At 36.7% G+C, this 16,039-nt stretch carries 12 protein-coding genes; 9 read left to right on the top strand and 3 right to left on the bottom strand.

Annotated features, from left to right (window positions below; translation table 11 throughout):
- Positions 1 to 31 precede the first annotated feature (31 nt).
- Together BU038_RS03790 and melB are read left to right on the top strand one after the other, a co-directional pair.
- Positions 32 to 925, top strand: a complete 894-nt coding sequence (locus BU038_RS03790) for a VOC family protein (protein ID WP_107604885.1) — start codon at positions 32 to 34, stop codon at positions 923 to 925.
- Positions 926 to 1,203: 278 nt separating this feature from the next.
- On the top strand, positions 1,204 to 2,607 hold the full coding sequence (melB, locus tag BU038_RS03785; RefSeq protein WP_107604884.1) for a melibiose:sodium transporter MelB: 1,404 nt from the start codon (positions 1,204 to 1,206) through the stop codon (positions 2,605 to 2,607).
- 92 nt (positions 2,608 to 2,699) lie between these two features.
- On the opposite strand, the gene BU038_RS03780 is transcribed toward melB, so the two are convergent.
- Entirely contained in the window at positions 2,700 to 3,560 is an 861-nt protein-coding gene (locus BU038_RS03780; protein WP_158262780.1) for a helix-turn-helix domain-containing protein, read from the bottom strand.
- An 87-nt stretch (positions 3,561 to 3,647) separates the two neighbouring features.
- Between BU038_RS03780 and BU038_RS03775 the strand changes: the two genes are divergently transcribed.
- A complete protein-coding gene (locus BU038_RS03775) occupies positions 3,648 to 6,596 on the top strand; it encodes a glycoside hydrolase family 2 TIM barrel-domain containing protein (protein WP_107604882.1) in 2,949 nt (982 codons plus the stop codon).
- 95 nt (positions 6,597 to 6,691) lie between these two features.
- On the opposite strand, the gene BU038_RS03770 is transcribed toward BU038_RS03775, so the two are convergent.
- Positions 6,692 to 8,644: a fructose-1,6-bisphosphatase gene (locus tag BU038_RS03770; protein ID WP_107604881.1), complete on the bottom strand. Its 1,953-nt coding sequence runs from the start codon at positions 8,642 to 8,644 to the stop codon at positions 6,692 to 6,694.
- 199 nt (positions 8,645 to 8,843) lie between these two features.
- Here BU038_RS03770 and BU038_RS03765 point away from each other — a divergent pair, with 199 nt between their 5' ends.
- Together BU038_RS03765 and BU038_RS03760 are read left to right on the top strand one after the other, a co-directional pair.
- Positions 8,844 to 9,701 carry an ABC transporter ATP-binding protein gene (locus BU038_RS03765; protein ID WP_107604880.1) on the top strand — a complete coding sequence of 286 codons (858 nt, stop codon included), beginning with the start codon at positions 8,844 to 8,846 and terminating at the stop codon, positions 9,699 to 9,701.
- Positions 9,698 to 10,360: an ABC-2 transporter permease gene (locus tag BU038_RS03760; protein ID WP_107604879.1), complete on the top strand. Its 663-nt coding sequence runs from the start codon at positions 9,698 to 9,700 to the stop codon at positions 10,358 to 10,360. The genes BU038_RS03765 and BU038_RS03760 overlap by 4 nt, the downstream gene beginning before the upstream one ends.
- An 83-nt stretch (positions 10,361 to 10,443) precedes the next feature.
- On the opposite strand, the gene BU038_RS03755 is transcribed toward BU038_RS03760, so the two are convergent.
- On the bottom strand, positions 10,444 to 11,058 hold the full coding sequence (locus BU038_RS03755; protein WP_107604878.1) for a DedA family protein: 615 nt from the start codon (positions 11,056 to 11,058) through the stop codon (positions 10,444 to 10,446).
- Between the two features lie 350 nt (positions 11,059 to 11,408).
- On the opposite strand from BU038_RS03755, the gene BU038_RS03750 reads away from it, so the two are divergent.
- The 4 genes from BU038_RS03750 (at position 11,409) to BU038_RS03735 (ending at position 16,016) form a co-directional block, all read left to right on the top strand.
- On the top strand, positions 11,409 to 12,683 hold the full coding sequence (locus tag BU038_RS03750; RefSeq protein WP_107604877.1) for an MFS transporter: 1,275 nt from the start codon (positions 11,409 to 11,411) through the stop codon (positions 12,681 to 12,683).
- Between the two features lie 171 nt (positions 12,684 to 12,854).
- Positions 12,855 to 13,157: a putative quinol monooxygenase gene (locus tag BU038_RS03745; RefSeq protein ID WP_107604876.1), complete on the top strand. Its 303-nt coding sequence runs from the start codon at positions 12,855 to 12,857 to the stop codon at positions 13,155 to 13,157.
- Between the two features lie 94 nt (positions 13,158 to 13,251).
- Positions 13,252 to 13,959 carry an acetolactate decarboxylase gene (budA, locus tag BU038_RS03740; RefSeq protein ID WP_182676054.1) on the top strand — a complete coding sequence of 236 codons (708 nt, stop codon included), beginning with the start codon at positions 13,252 to 13,254 and terminating at the stop codon, positions 13,957 to 13,959.
- A gap of 131 nt (positions 13,960 to 14,090) precedes the next feature.
- Complete coding sequence (locus BU038_RS03735; protein WP_107604874.1) at positions 14,091 to 16,016, top strand: FUSC family protein; 1,926 nt, start codon at positions 14,091 to 14,093, stop codon at positions 16,014 to 16,016.
- Positions 16,017 to 16,039: the final 23 nt, after the last annotated feature.

Here is a 16,039-nt window from a genome sequence, read left to right as displayed (position 1 = left end):
TAATTATACTGAATAAAGGAGGTTTCCATATATGGAAAACATTAAACGTATACATCATATTTCAGCAATTGTAGGTGACGCTCAAGAGAACTTAGACTTCTATCGTAATGTACTCGGCTTACAATTGATTAAACAAACAGTGAACTTCGATGACCCAGGTGTTTATCACTTATACTTTTCAAGACAAGATGACGACAAACGCATGGTAATGACATTCTTTAACTGGCCAAATCAACATAAAGGGCGTGTGGGAAGCGGCCAAGTCGGACGTATCGCATTCAGAATTCCTAAAGGCTCAATGGATGCTTGGGAAGCACATTTAAATGAACAAGGTATTGAAACTAAAATTTCTGGTTTATTTGACGAAGCAACATTAGAATTTAATGACGTACATGGTCTAGCTTTAGCATTGGTAGAAGGCCAAGAAGAAGCTGAAGATAATGCGATTTTAGGTTTCCACGGTACAGAATTATTATCTGCAGATCCAGCAGGTACTCGCAGTACATTAGTTGATGATATGGGATTAAGTGTTGTTAACGAAAATCCTTCTAAAATCCACTTAGAAACAGAAGGCGAAGAAAAACATCAAATCATTATGTCTGCGCAACCATTGCCAAAAGGTTTATTCGGTGTTGGTACTGTGCACCATGTAGCTTGGTCTATCCCAACAGAAGCAGAACATTTAGACTGGCAAAAACACATGGAAGACCATGGTTACTTTGTGACAGAAGTTAAAGATCGTAACTACTTCAAAGCGATTTACTTCAAAGAAAAAGGTGACATCGTATTTGAAATGGCAACAGATGGTCCTGGCTTTGCGGTAGATGAGCCGAAAGATCAATTAGGTCAACATCTTCAATTGCCGCCACAATACGAAGATAGACGTGAAACTTTAACGCAGAATCTTAAACCATTGAAATTATAAAAGTAGTAATCGATTTAACTCCTGTGCTTACTTATTTAAAGTAAGTAACAGGAGTTTTTTTGCGTTTAAATAATGATAAAAGTGTAACGATAATCTAGTTTATCAAGGTGCAAAGTGCCACAAATAATTGGACTATGAAACATTTGGATATATAAAAGAAAGATTTGGATATTCTATTGTTTTCTGAAAAATGATAACGTTTACATGAATAGAGAATTAATTATTTAAAGGTACAAAGACAACCAAGAAATAACAATCTATAGATAGAGGTGAAAGGATTGGAAAGAAAACTAACGCGCTTTGAAAAGTATGCATTTGGATTCGGAACAGTAGGAAAGGACGCCATTTTTAATATTGTCAGTTTGTTTTTAATGTTTTATATCACTGACATTGTAGGGCTCTCACCAGCATTCGTCGGAGTATTATTCTTCGCTGCACGTATCTGGGATGCGATTAATGATCCAATTATGGGAATGGTTGTAGATAATACACACAACCGCTTCGGCAAATTCAAAACATGGCTCGTTATCGGTACACTAATTAATGCTGTCATCACAGTATTACTCTTCACAAACTTCGACTTCGCAGGCAATGGCATGTATATTTACATTTCAATCATGTACATCGTATGGGGGATGACTTATACCATCATGGACATCCCATACTGGTCTTGGCTGCCGAACTTAACGAACAACCCACGTGAACGTGAAGAAGTTGCGGTTGTTCCACGTTTCTTTGCGAGCTTTGCAGCATTTGTCATCGGAAGCTTCGGTTTAATGTTCATTCATAAATTGGATGATTGGTTAGGTCAACCATTCAGAGGTGCAGGTATTTTTGCGCTCGCAATCATTTGTAGTATTACATTTATCATCACAATCGGTATTACTGTATTCTTCGTTCATGAAGATACTGAGATTGAAAGACAAAACGCAATCAAAGTTCGTTTTAAAGATATTTGGCGTATTCTCTTTAAAAACAAAGAATTACTTGCGGTCATCGGTGTAATTTTAGCGTTCAACTTATGCGGACAAATGATTAACGCAATCATCTTGTATTACTTTAAATATGTTGCAGGCGTAGAAAGCTTGTTCTCTGTCTTTAATACAATGATTTTAATGGAAATGGGTTCATTATTAATTTTCCCTTACTTAGTTAAGAAAGTCGGACGTAGTGCAGTATTCAACTATGCAGTTATCGGTATTATTGTCGGCTTAGTGATTATTTTGCTTGCAGGCTTTATTGCGCCACACGCAGCAATTTGGGTGATTATCGGCGGTGCATGTATCCGCTTCGGTACAGGCACACTTGTCGGCATCAACACAGTTGCTTTAGCTGACGTGATCGACTACAGTGAAGTGAAATTCGGTCAACGTAACGAAAGTGTCATCACATCAACACAAACATTCTTAGTTAAATTAGCACAAGCATTTGCGGGATTAAGTGTCGGTGTAGGTTTATCAATGATCGGTTATGTGCCAAACGTTGAACAAACAACAGATACAATTTGGGGCATCAGAATCGGTATGGTGGGTGTACCAATCTTCTTTATCATCATTTGTAGTATTTTATATCATAAAGCATTCAACTTAAAAGGAGACTTCTTACGCGATATTCAACAAACGCTTGAATTTAAACGTAAAAGAGAAGGACGTCCACCGATTCATAAAGAAGAAAAACTGTAACAATATAATAAGCAGTGTTAGAGTTTTTATTCATAACTCTATCCACTGCTTTTGTTTTACAGCAACTAAAAATAGTTGATTGATAGTTTCATTTATTCAGATTGCAATGTTTTTCTTGCCTTATAATTTTTGCGGTATTGCGTAGGTGGGCAGTTAAAGTATTTAGAGAAAGCTTTTGAGAAAGCAAGTGATTCTTCATAATTGAGCTCATCTGAAATAACTTGCACATTTTTATTCGTAAATTTCAGCTGTTCAGCCGCATAAGCCATACGGAGATCTTTGAGATATCTGCTTGGTGAAGCACTGAATTGCTTTTTAAAGCGCTTATACAGCTGGCTACGACTCATATTTGCGAGCTTCGCAGCATTATCAACAGTAGTATTTTTACTTTTAAAGTTGTCATTGAAATATTCTAAAGCATCTTTTAAATCCGTTGCTTCACGTTGATCAGGAATTACTATTTCTTTTTGGTTTTGTTGTGTTAGGAAATATAACAATTCAAACAATCTTATTTTCAGTAAGATATCGTGGGTATCCTCGGGAGTATGGCTGTTTGCCAGAATGCAGATTTTAAAGATTAATTTAAATAATGTTTCAGTGTTTTGATTTAAGAGGACTAATTCATCTGATAAAGAAGTACGTGTAATAAAGTTGATGGCATGCGTGCCGCTGAAGCCGACCCACATATAATGCCAAGGTGTTTCTCCAGTTGCATGATATTTTACATGCATACCTTTTAGAAGCAAAAAGACATCGCCTTTCTTTAGATGATAAGTGGTTTCATTCACAGTAAAGGTGCCGGTTCCTTGTGTCACGATATGCAAGACAGCAGGTTTAGTGACTTCGTATTCATAGCCGTTACCTACGTATAAGTTTTCCTTGCCGCATTCATCGACTTGGGCTTCGTAGCTTGTTTTTTTAAGTTTTGTCCAAAAGACTTGCACTTGTCTCACTCTCTTTCTCTCTATGATAGAGTCATTATAACACGTATATTTAACAAAATTATATAATTTTTGAAAAATACTTAGGAGGGTCATGCCTTGAAATTAGATTTACATTATAATTTAGAACAATTACATGTCAATACATTACCTTATGCTGCATACTTTATTCCAAAACCGCAGCAACACAATACTTCTGTAACACAATTATCTGGTGACTGGAACTTTGGTTTCTTCAACAGTGTAGCAGAGTTCGAAGCAAGCCATCACAAAGTGACTCAAACTTTACCGGTTCCTTCAGTATGGAATTTACATGGATTTGACCAAACGCAATATGTAAATATTAAATATCCAATCCCATTTGATCCGCCATATGTGCCAGAAGATAATCCATGTGGTTATTATGAACGCAGCTTCACTATAGATTCTATTTATGACGAAGACCATCAATTTGTGTTGAACTTTGACGGTGTCAGCAGTGCGTATTATGTATGGATCAATGACACATTTGTAGGTTACAGCCAAGTTTCTCGCAGTGCGTCACGTTTTGATGTCACATCATTTGTTCAAGAAGGTCACAATACGATTCAAGTATTGGTTGTTAAATATTCAGATGGCACATATTTTGAAGACCAAGATATGTTTCGTCATTCAGGTATTTTCAGAGATGTCTATATTGTAGAACGTCCAAACAATCGTCTTGATGATTATACAATTCAAACGACAATCGATACTACGGTACAAACAGGGGCAGTCCACTTAGATGTGACACAAGTGAATGGTAATCCTGATTATACAGTAGCACTGTTTGATCAAGAGGGTGGATTAATTACTGAACAAAAAGGATCTAATCAAGATACGTTAGTATTAAATGTAGAAGATGCCGCATATTGGAGCGCTGAAACACCATATCTTTATACACTTGTGATTACAAGTGCAGATGAAGTGATTACTGAAAAGGTCGGTTTACGTGAAGTTGAAATTAAAGACCAGCAGTTATGGATTAACGGTAAATCCGTGAAATTACGCGGAGCTAACTATCATGACAGTAATCCAGAAACAGGATATGTCTTAACTGAAGCGCAAATGCATGAGGATTTGACATTAATGAAACAAGCCAACTTCAATGCGATCCGTACCGCGCATTATCCGAAAGCACCACGTTTCTATGAGTTAGCTGATGAATATGGTTTCTATGTGATGAGTGAAGCGGACTTAGAAACACATGGCGTGGTATTATTCTACGGAGATGAAAATACGAAAGACTTTAATATTATCGCAGATGACCCACAATACGAAGCACCGATTTTAGATCGTATTGAGGCATCTATTGTACCTCTACGTAATTTCTCATCTATTATTATGTGGTCATTAGGTAATGAATCTGGATATGGCGTTAATATTGAGAAAGCAGCTAAACTTGCGAAAGATTTAGATGAGACACGTCCAATCCATTATGAAAGCGCCTTTTATGCAGAAGGCGGAGAAGATTTCTCTAAACTTGATATGATTAGTCGTATGTATCCATCACCTGAAGAAATTAAAGAGCGTTATTTAGATAATCAAACTATTACACAACCGTTCATTTTATGTGAGTATGCACATGCGATGGGTAATTCTCCAGGTGGTCTTTTAGAATACCATGAATTATTAGAAGCGTACCCAAGCTTTATCGGTGCATTTGTTTGGGAATGGTGTGATCACGCAGTGAATATCAGTCAAAATAAAGAACAGCCAGTATTTCGTTATGGCGGAGATTTCGGCGAAGATTTACATGACGGCAACTTCTGTGTGGATGGTATTGTGTCACCAGATAGAACACCACATGAAGGTTATTACGAGTTCCAACAAGTGAATCGCCCGGTGATTTTATCTCACTATGATAAACAGACGTTAACGTTTTATAACCGTTTTGACTTTATTGATGCAGATGAAGTTCTGCAATTACGTTTTACAATTACGACGCTATCAGGAGAACAATATGAAGAGTATGCAGATTTAACAGGATTTGAACCACATACTGAAATCTCTGTTGCGTTGAATACGTTTATTGATGAAGCGATTTTAAATCAAATCAGCGATATTTTAGTAGAGTATATCTCGAGTAAAGACCAAACTATTTTAGGCCATGATCAAATTGTTCAAGAACGTTTGGAATTTGAAACAGCGACTGAGCGTGAAGCTGCTTATCAAGTTTCAGTAGATGACACAGCACAAACGATTCAAATTTCAGGAGATAATAGTGAATATGCGTTTGATACACGTTCAGCTGCATTAACGCATGTGACGCAAGCAGGTAAGCTCGTGCTTCATGAACCTACTGCCATCCGTATTTGGCGTGCACCGACAGATAATGACATCAATATTCGTAACCAATGGGAAGAAATGGGTTATGAACATGCGCATACACGTGTGTATGATTATTCAATTGTTGAATCAGAAGGCGGCGTCAGTGTTCAATTCCAAATCAGTATCGTAAATAAACGTGTGCCAAAAATCTTAGCAGGAACATTAACTTGGTTAGTGCATGCGGATGGTAAGGTTGAAGCGGATTTAGAACTTGAAAAGAATGCACGTATGCCGTTCTTACCGAGACTGGGCTTAGAGTTCAAATTATCAAATAACTATCAAAACTTAGCGTACTATGGTCATGGGCCATTCAGCAGTTATGATGATAAACAACTTGCAAGTCATTTAGGTTACTTTGTTTCTACAGTCAATGATAATTTCTGGCCGCACATCAGACCGCAAGAAGATGGCAGTCACAATAATACGACGCATGTGACATTAGACAATACCACAACACAAGTTGCGTTTAATGCTGAAACACCGTTTAGTTTCAATGCGAAACCGTATTCAGATGCACAACTGACAACAGTAGAGCATGCAGATCAATTACAATTAGATGGTTACACATATGTTAATATTGATGTTGGCCAAAGTGGTATCGGTACGAACAGTTGCGGTCCAGAACTACCAGAGCGTTATCGTATGGATGATGCAGAATATCACTTAAACTTTACACTACATTTTAATCCATTATCTTAACTCTCAGATATGTGAGGAAAGAAAATAAAATCATATATAACCACAAAAAAGCAGAAGGCGACGTTGAATCAGCCTTCTGCTTTTATTTTATAAAATTAATCTGTGTAGCGATGAGACATAAGTTCTTTTAAGTTGCGGATTTCTTCTTTGATGAATTTTCCTGTGTTTGTATCGCGGATACGTTTACGTTGTAGTTCTTTATCAACAAGACGTTTCGTAGATAATTCATCTGCACCGTAACGTAAGACATTTTCTTTTGTATTGAAGTGTTGGTGTGCCACTAACTGCATACCGTAAGAGTTGTAGAGTAAAGTATAACCGGCAATACCTGTAGTAGATTGATATACCTTAGAGAAGCCGCCGTCAATGACTATCATCTTACCGTCAGCTTTGATTGGATCTTCACCATCAATTTCTTTTACTGGTGTATGACCGTTAATGATATGACCTTGTTCAGGATCTAAATCAAAGTCTTCTAATAGTTTGCCAACAACTTTAGGATCCTCACGTAATGAATAATAAGGATTCTTCTCTTCTTTATGTGTCGCTTTATCTTTAATGAAATAACGTTCGAATGTTGTCATAGCACGTTTTCCGAATAAAGAAGAATATTTTCCTGTCCATAAGTACCACACTAAGTCAGTTGCTAAGTCATCTGTGATATCTTTATTGCGGAATGCTTTACGCATATACATTTCGAATTGGTCTAATAATGGACGGCCAGAATAGAATGTACCATCAATTTCCATTCCTTCCATATTGCCGTGTTCATCAATTGGGATACAGCCATGAATCAATAAATTGCCGTTATAAGGTAAGTATAATGAACCTTTATCCATTAAGAAGGTCATGTGACGTTTAAGTTTTTCTGATTCTTGTACAGACACTAACAATTTATCAATGACTTCTTGTTCTTCTGGCAATAATTTAGCAGGGTCTTCTGGATCTACAGTAACGAAACATGTATCAGTTAATTCATGAGTTTGGCCATGAAGTGTATACGTTAAGTTATCATAGTCGACATGTTCTAATACTAAGCGTTCTTCCATTTCGAAAGAAGGGCGACGTTTGATAATCGGCATTTCTAACTTGAATTGAATCATCGCAATGGCTTGATGTATTTTAGTGATTTGAAGTTGTTCTTGTTCAGATAACTTTGAATCAGAACGTAATTTTGGACGGAAGGCCGGATTATCTCCGTAGTATTTTTCAGCTAAGTTTAATAATGGACGCAAGTTGATACCATAAGCATCTTCAACGATATTCAAGTTGTCGTAACGTGCACAAATACGTAAGATGTTAGCTAGACATACACGCGAACCTGCATAAGCACCAATCCAGATTGCATCATGGTTGCCCCATTGAATATCAACAGAGTGATAGTTGATTAACGTTTCAACAATTTTTTCAGGTTCAGGACCACGGTCATAAATATCACCGACAACATGTAAGTGGTCTACGACTAGACGTTGAATTGTGTAGGATAAACCGATAATTAAATCATCTGCTTGTTGCGTCTCAATGATTTGGCGCATCAATGTATTGTAGTAGGGTGTTTTATTTTCAAGTTCGTTAGTTTTATAAAGTAACTCTTCGACAATATAAACAAACTTTTTAGGTAATGCTTTACGTAATTTAGAACGTGTGTATTTTGAAGCTGAATATTGAACCATTTGAATCATTTGGTCAATACGTGTTTCATACCAACGGTTTAATGGTTCTTTTGTTTCGAAGCTGCTTTTAACCATTCTTAATTTATCTTCTGGATAATAAATTAAAGCAGTGAAGTCGCTGATTTCTTGGTTCGACATTTTATCTTTGAAGATGTCGTTGACTTTTGTACGGACATTGCCAGAACCGTTACGCAAAACATGTTGGAAAGATTCATATTCTCCATGTAAGTCACTGACAAAGTGCTCTGTACCTTTAGGTAATTCTAAAATAGATTCTAAACTGATAATTTCTGATGCAAGCTGTTCTTCATGGTTGAATTTCTCTGCAAGTAAATCGAAATACTTATTTTTAAGTTCACGTTCGTTGGTAATCATTTGTGCCTCCTGGGTTTAATAATAATAGCGCTTACATTTGATTATTGTACTTTTTTAACAATTTTTCAATGGTCACGTTTTAAAAAGCTGAAAAAAATAATGTGTACTTGCATTAAAAAGAGAGAGAATAGAGAAATAAACTAAATATTTGAATCAACTATGTTAAAATAAAAATAACATAAAAATTTCAGGAGGTCTTATGACATCATTACTTTCGGTACAACATTTAACGAAACATTTTTCTAACAGTCGCTTCTCCATCAACGATGTGTCCTTTCAAGTTGATCCGGGCGAAATTGTCGCTTTAATCGGCAAAAACGGTTCAGGTAAATCAACGTTAATTCGTATGATTGTGGGAGATTATCCATTAAACAGCGGTGAAATCTCTTTTTTCGGTCAACGTGTATCACCTGAAGATACAGACTATAAAAATGACATCAGTGTCGTATTCGATTCCATGAATTTCACGAAAAATATGACTATTGATAAGCTGAATCGTATGTATCAAAAGGTGTATCGTAATTTTGACAGCACTTTGTTCACTGAATACATTCAGCGTTTTGAATTACCAGAAAAACAGGCGGTTAAATATTTTTCGAGAGGAATGTCTATGAAGCTCTCTATGGCAGTCGCATTGTCTCATGAAAGTCGATTATTGATTTTAGACGAAGCCACTGCAGGTTTAGATGCGGCGAGTCGAGATGAGATCCAAGATGAAATTGAAACGTTTGTGAATGAAGGTAACCGCGGTGTGTTGATGACTTCTCATATTGCGGAGGATATTGAACGTTTAGCAACACAGTTAATTTTTCTTAGACATGGTCAGGTTAATGTTCAAATTGACAAAACCACATTGTTCAATAATTATGCGCGTTTAACATGTGATGAAGCAGAATTTGAAATGTTAGAAGATGAAGATGTTTTAGCGAAGAAACATCACTTAGGAGAAGTGCAAGCGATTGTGTTAAAAAATGAACGTACTTTAGCTTTTGATTTAGAACCTATCGAGCACATTGATCAAGTCAGCAAAATAATCCTAAGAGGTGAGGACGGATGAAGGGGTTAATATACAGTCAGTATTATTCAACACAAAAAGCATTATGGATTTATCTAGGCATCGGTTTATTGATAGGTATCGGGCTAACCGCTATGGATTTAGAAGGTTCTAATTCATTTGCTAGTTTAATCATTTTGATGTTTTCTGTTTCAGCTGCGACGGATAATTTAAAAAATGAAGCGTCAGCAGGGTGGTATAAATATGCGATTACTTTGCCTGTCAGTCGAAAAGAAATTGTACAAGCACATTACGCGTATTATTTTATTTCAGCTGGATTAGGATTTGCGATTGTATTGTTTATTTTTACAGGTGGATATTTATTGGGATTCGGCAATATCACTCAATTTCTTTCTGCTATCATGTTAGGGTTAGGTATTTGTTTATTAGTCTCTTTGTTTTATCCGTGTACATATGTGGTCGGTGCAGAAAAATCTAATATGATTCAAATGATTATCACAGCAATCATTATCGTTACATATATCGTATTTAACACTGTGACACTTATCATCGGCAGTCATATGTATGGAACAGGTTATGATGCAACATTGCATACTGGTTTTGAATTAGGACGTATGTCTATCTTTCTTGCCTTTACGCTAGTAATTGCGCTACTTGGTTATTTCATAGGCTTAAACAAGTTTAAAAATCAGAATTTCTAATGACAGCAAGGTACAACTTTATAGTAGGACTCATTAAACAAGCACACTTCAAAAAAATGAAGTGTGCTTTGTTTACGTATTGTTTAGTTTTGTCTTTGACGGCGTTTCGCAATGTAGCGGTACGCAAAGTATACTAACGCAATAGCGATAATGGCATACATGATATATGAGTATGTATGCATCACATTTAAGATATCATGCCAGTTATCACTTAATGATTTACCTAAATAGATTAAGCCGAAGTTCCATATTGTTGTGCCGACTAATGATAGTGTTGCGAACGTGACGATATTCATTTTGTTGACACCTGCAGGAATAGTGATTAAAACACGTAAGACTGGAACGAAACGGCAGATAAAGACTGCGATGGCGCCGTATTTTTTAAACCAATTATTAGCGCGTTCGACATCTTTACCTTTAAGTTTGATCCATTTACCGTATTTGTCTACGAAGCGGTAAAGTTTCTGTTCATTAACCAGACTACAAATATAATAAAGGATAAGTAGTCCCATAAATGAAGCGACTGTTGCGATAATTAATAATAGCCAAATAGAAATATGTGATTTTGCGGCTAATACACCTGCGAAAGTCAACACAATTTCTGAAGGCACAAAAGGTAGGATATTCTCTGCAAGGATTAAAATGAAAATTGCGAGATAACCCCAACGGGAAATAAAGTCAGTCAGTATTTGTTCCATGGTAAAGCGATGACTCCTTTTTATATACAAGTTTTATAATGTTTGAATTTAATTAAAAGAACACCTGCGTTTGTGTGTCCAAGCTATATTGTACTAAAAATAACATCAAATAACATCTATTTGTATAATTAGTACGAGTATGTTCAAGTTTGAAAAATGTAAAAGCCAAGCGTAGTCATGGTTTATTCCATCGGTTTTGTAAATAATAAAATAAAGTTGTGTCATTCTTAATGTTCAAATTTCTGTAAAAAAGTTATTGTGAACGGTTTCAAATAGTGGTAATATTTACTAGAACAACTTAGGTCATATGATGACCTAATGTATTTTGAACACAGAAAGTTGGGATATCTATGAGTGAAAGAAAGAGTAACGTACGATGGTTCTTCGCATTTGCGTTCTTTATTATTGGGGTTATTGCGTATATGGACAGATCTAACATCTCCTTAATCGCAGCACCGATGATGGAAGATTTACATATGACGAAGGCTCAGTTTGGTTTATTAGCAACATTCTTCTCAGCGGGATATGCGATGATGCAAGTCCCATCCGGTATTCTTGCGGAAAAATTCGGACCGCGAAAAATGTTGACGATTGCGTTGATTTGGTGGAGTGCATTTACGATTTTAACAGGTCTGGTTAAGAACCACGGTTTATTATATACTGTGCGTTTCTTATTCGGTGTAGGGGAAGCGCCAATGTATCCATCAAATGCGGTATTCAACTCATATTGGTTTACTAAAAATGAAAAAGGACGTGCATCAAGTGCGTTACTTGCAGGGTCATATTTCGGTCCGGTTATCGCACCGATTGTGACAGTTTGGATTGTAAGCTTATTCAACTGGCAAGCCGTATTTTATATCTTCGGGGCAGTGGGCTTTGTGATTGCGTTATTGTGGGTAATTATCGCAAAAGACTTGCCTGAACAACATAAAATGGTTAACAATGCTGAAAAACGTTATATCATTCAAGGTCGTGACGTTGTTGATGCAGGAGAAAAACAATCTGCACCATGGAGTGCATTCTTTAAACATTTCAGTTTCTATGCGATTGCAGTTCAATATTTCGTAGTACAATTTATTGTTGGTTTATTCTTAATTTGGTTACCGACTTACGTAATGGAACAATATCATGTTAAATATACAGCATTAGGCTTATTGGCAGGGGTGCCTTGGCTTGCGATGTTTATTTGTATCATGATTGCCGGTGCGATTTCGGATAGAATCTTACAAGCTGGAAAATCTCGTTTTGTCGCACGTGGTTCAATTGCGATTATTGGTATGATCGTCTTCAGTATCGGATTATTATTCGCAATCCGCAGTGAAGTATTAGAAGTGAACATCGCTTGGTTAGCGGTATGTTTAAGCGGTATGGGTGTCACTACTGGTATGAGCTGGGCAGCAGCTGCTGACATTGGACGTAACTTCTCTGGTACAGTTTCAGGTTGGATGAACTTATGGGGTAACGTCGGTGCGATGTTAAGTCCATTAATCGCTGGTATTTTAGCTGATTTAATCGGTTGGACTTGGACATTACAATCATTAATTATTTTAGTTGCGATAGCTATATTAATGTGGTTCTTCGTTAAACCAGACAGTCCGCTTGTGGCCAATCGTTCTAAATTGTAAGTGAACGAAAGTACAAGCATAAAATAAGAACGGATATATAGGTCATGTTACGATAGATAAGAGGAAGGGTCTTATTCAATGTAGCGTGACCTTTTATTATTTTTATGGTTCATAGTTTCTTTTTAGGGGAAAGAAACTACTGGTAAAATATAAAAATTGGAGAGGGAAAATATGATTACAGTAATTGTTAAAACAAAAGTCAACGATATGAATTATGATAAGTATACAGAGCTAATGGGACAATTAGTCGCAGCTTCACAAGCTGAAACATCAAATATCAGCTATGAACATTATGAAAATGCGAATATCCCAAATTCCTTTGCGATTATTGAACAATGGAGCTGTGAAGAAGGCTTCGAAAATCATAAGAAATCTGATCATTTCCAAGTATATTGGCAAGAAATCGTTCAACTTTGTCTAGATGAACCTGAAATCATTGTCTTTGATAACCAAGAAAAGCTCGCAGAAAATTAAGCAACTAACAAGGCAGGGCATGACTTTAGTGCTATAATAGGACATAAATAGACAAAGACATAAAGATGTCTGTCATGTCAAATCAGTAAGGAGAATGAAGAGTATGATTTACCAACATGGAACTTTGGCGACGTTAATGGCTGGAATGCTTCAAGGTACAGTATCTGTAGATGAGATGCTTGAACAAGGAGACATGGGTATCGGCACATTGACAGGTTGCGACGGTGAAGTCATTTTTATTAACGGTAACGCGTATCACGCAGATGAATACGGCGGTTTCAGACACTTAGATGGTCATGAGATGTTGCCGTTTGCGACCATTACGAAATTTGACCCTACACAGGCATTTGAAGTGTTGAACGTTACAACTCAAGATGAATTGTACGATCAAATTATGGAACGTATGAAGAGTCGCAACTTATTCTCAGCAATCCGTATCACAGGCAGTTTCAATCATGTCCATGTACGCATGATGCCGAAACAAGAGCCGCCATACACACGTTTAATGGAGTCAGTGAATCGTCAGCCGGAACATCATTATGATTATTTAAATGGAACAATCGTCGGTTTCTTCACACCAGAACTGTTCCATGGTGTCGGTTCAGCAGGTTTCCATTTACATTTCGTGGATCAAGACCGTACAGTCGGCGGCCACATTTTAGGTTTTGAATTAGAGCGAGGCAGTGTTGAACTTGCAGATGCAGAAACGTTCGAACAACACTTCCCAACTAAAGATGAAGCATTCTTAGAAGCAGATATTGATTACGAAAATATCGATGAAGAAATCAGAATGGCAGAATAAGTGATACAACATCCTAACGTCAGGATATAATACGCGGGTATTATGTTCTGGCGTTTTTTATTTTCATGTAGAAAATGAGTAATCTGATGATTAGCTTGATAAATGATTTAAAACACGAAAGGAGTAATCGCATGGCGCACTATATCAAGTCGCTGTTTAAATTCAATAAACAGAATGTGAATTTCAGTAAAGGGATAAGACAAGGATTATTAATGTTGGTTCCTTTACTGTTAGGATATTTGCTGGGATACTTTCAATTTGGTTTATTAATAGCGACAGGTACATTAGCTAACATTTATGTCTTTGGCGGATCTGATAAATCTAAATTACGTATTTTATGGTGGTGTGCAGTCGGATTTGCGTTATGTATCACATTTGGGACACTGACAGTTGCGATACCATTATTGTTCGGCATCTTATTATTGCTTGTTACTGTCGTTGCTTACTACATATTCAGCGCCTTAGAAATACCTGGTCCTTCAGCCACATTCTTTATTGTAACGTTTGCGTTACCGATTAATATGCCGATTGCGCCCGAACAAGCATTGACACGTGGCATCTTTGTTTTTATTGGCGGTATTTTTGCGTTGGCAGTTGTAGCGATATTATTAAAATTACAAGAGAAAAATACACAAGAACGTGCGATTGAAGCGGAGTATCAAAGTTTATTAAAACTAGTCAAAGCATACGCAGACAGTGAGCAGTTCAAGCAAAATACTGAGCAGTTAGTCAATCAGTTTAAAACAACAGATAAACAACTGATTACTTCTTTTACTTCAAATAAAAAGCAATCCGAACAATTACATCGTTTATATTTACTGCATAATAACGCAGAAGGTATCTTCGCTGAACTGTTAGAGTTGAAGACCAAAGAAGTTGAAACATTGCCAGATGTTTTAATCGAAATGATGCAGTACATTGAACGAAGTGTTTCTACAAGATTAGATGAAGAAGAAATCATGCAGTGGAGAGAAAAGATAGACCTGCCTGTTATCTTTCAACGTTTAGAAAAGCAGATTTATCGTACAGATGAAATCTTGCATAGTCCGACAGGCCAAATTGAATACGAAGCGAATTTAAGGAAACCTTTATACGGTCAACAATTAAAATATAATTTAACGTTAGATTCACTCGTATTAATGAACACTCTACGTTACAGCATGATTATGGGTGCAGCCATTTTTATCGCCTTGATGTTTGATTTTGATAAAGCATACTGGATTCCATTGACTGCCCATACGATATTGATTGGAACGAATACCATTCATAGTATGGAACGTGCAGTGGCCAGAACCATTGGGACGTTTATCGGTGTGCTTTTATTGACGGTTATTTTATCATTCCACCCGCATATGATTCTCAGTATTATAGTTCTTGCGCTAAGTGCGACCATTACTGAAGTTATTATCGGTGCGAATTATGCGATAGCAATGATTTTCATTACGACACAAGTTATTATGTTGAATGGTCTCGCATCAGGTAAATTATCTATTTTAATTGCCTTGCCGAGAGTTGTAGATGTGGTCATCGGTGTCATTATCGCAGTCATCGGTCTCTTAATCTTAGGAAGAAAAAATGCGTCACAAACATTACCGGATGCGATTGCGGAAGTGGTCCGTTATGAAATGTCATTCTTCTATTATGTGTTCTCAAGAAATGAACATTTAGCGAAACAAGCACCGAAGTTCAGTGAATTAAAGTTACGTATAAAACTAAGTAATATGAATAGTATGTATCAAAACGCACATGGCGAATTGTTTGCGGACAGTACGAAAATCAGTGCGTATTATCCAATTATCTTTGCGTTAGAAGAAATCAGTTTTATGTTATCAAGAGCGCAGAATAACCCGAAACCGCAAACCATTGATGATGTCGTGATGGGTCAGTATTTAATTGCGTTTGAAGGTATTGCGACACACTTTGAACAACATATACCGCTTTATCAAGGTACAGGATTACCGTCTTTACCACAATATACAAATATTCGCACCGCGTTATTAAATATCCAACAATATGCACGATTGAGAGATTCAGATAAGATTGGAGATCCGCAATAAGTGGTATAACACTACTAAGTGAT

Origin of the sequence: Staphylococcus simulans, from assembly GCF_003043455.1 — a bacterium.
Taxonomy (GTDB): Bacteria; Bacillota; Bacilli; order Staphylococcales; family Staphylococcaceae; genus Staphylococcus; species Staphylococcus simulans_A.
The sequence above is the reverse complement of the archived record's forward strand: the minus strand, read 5'-3'. Positions and strand labels throughout refer to the sequence as shown.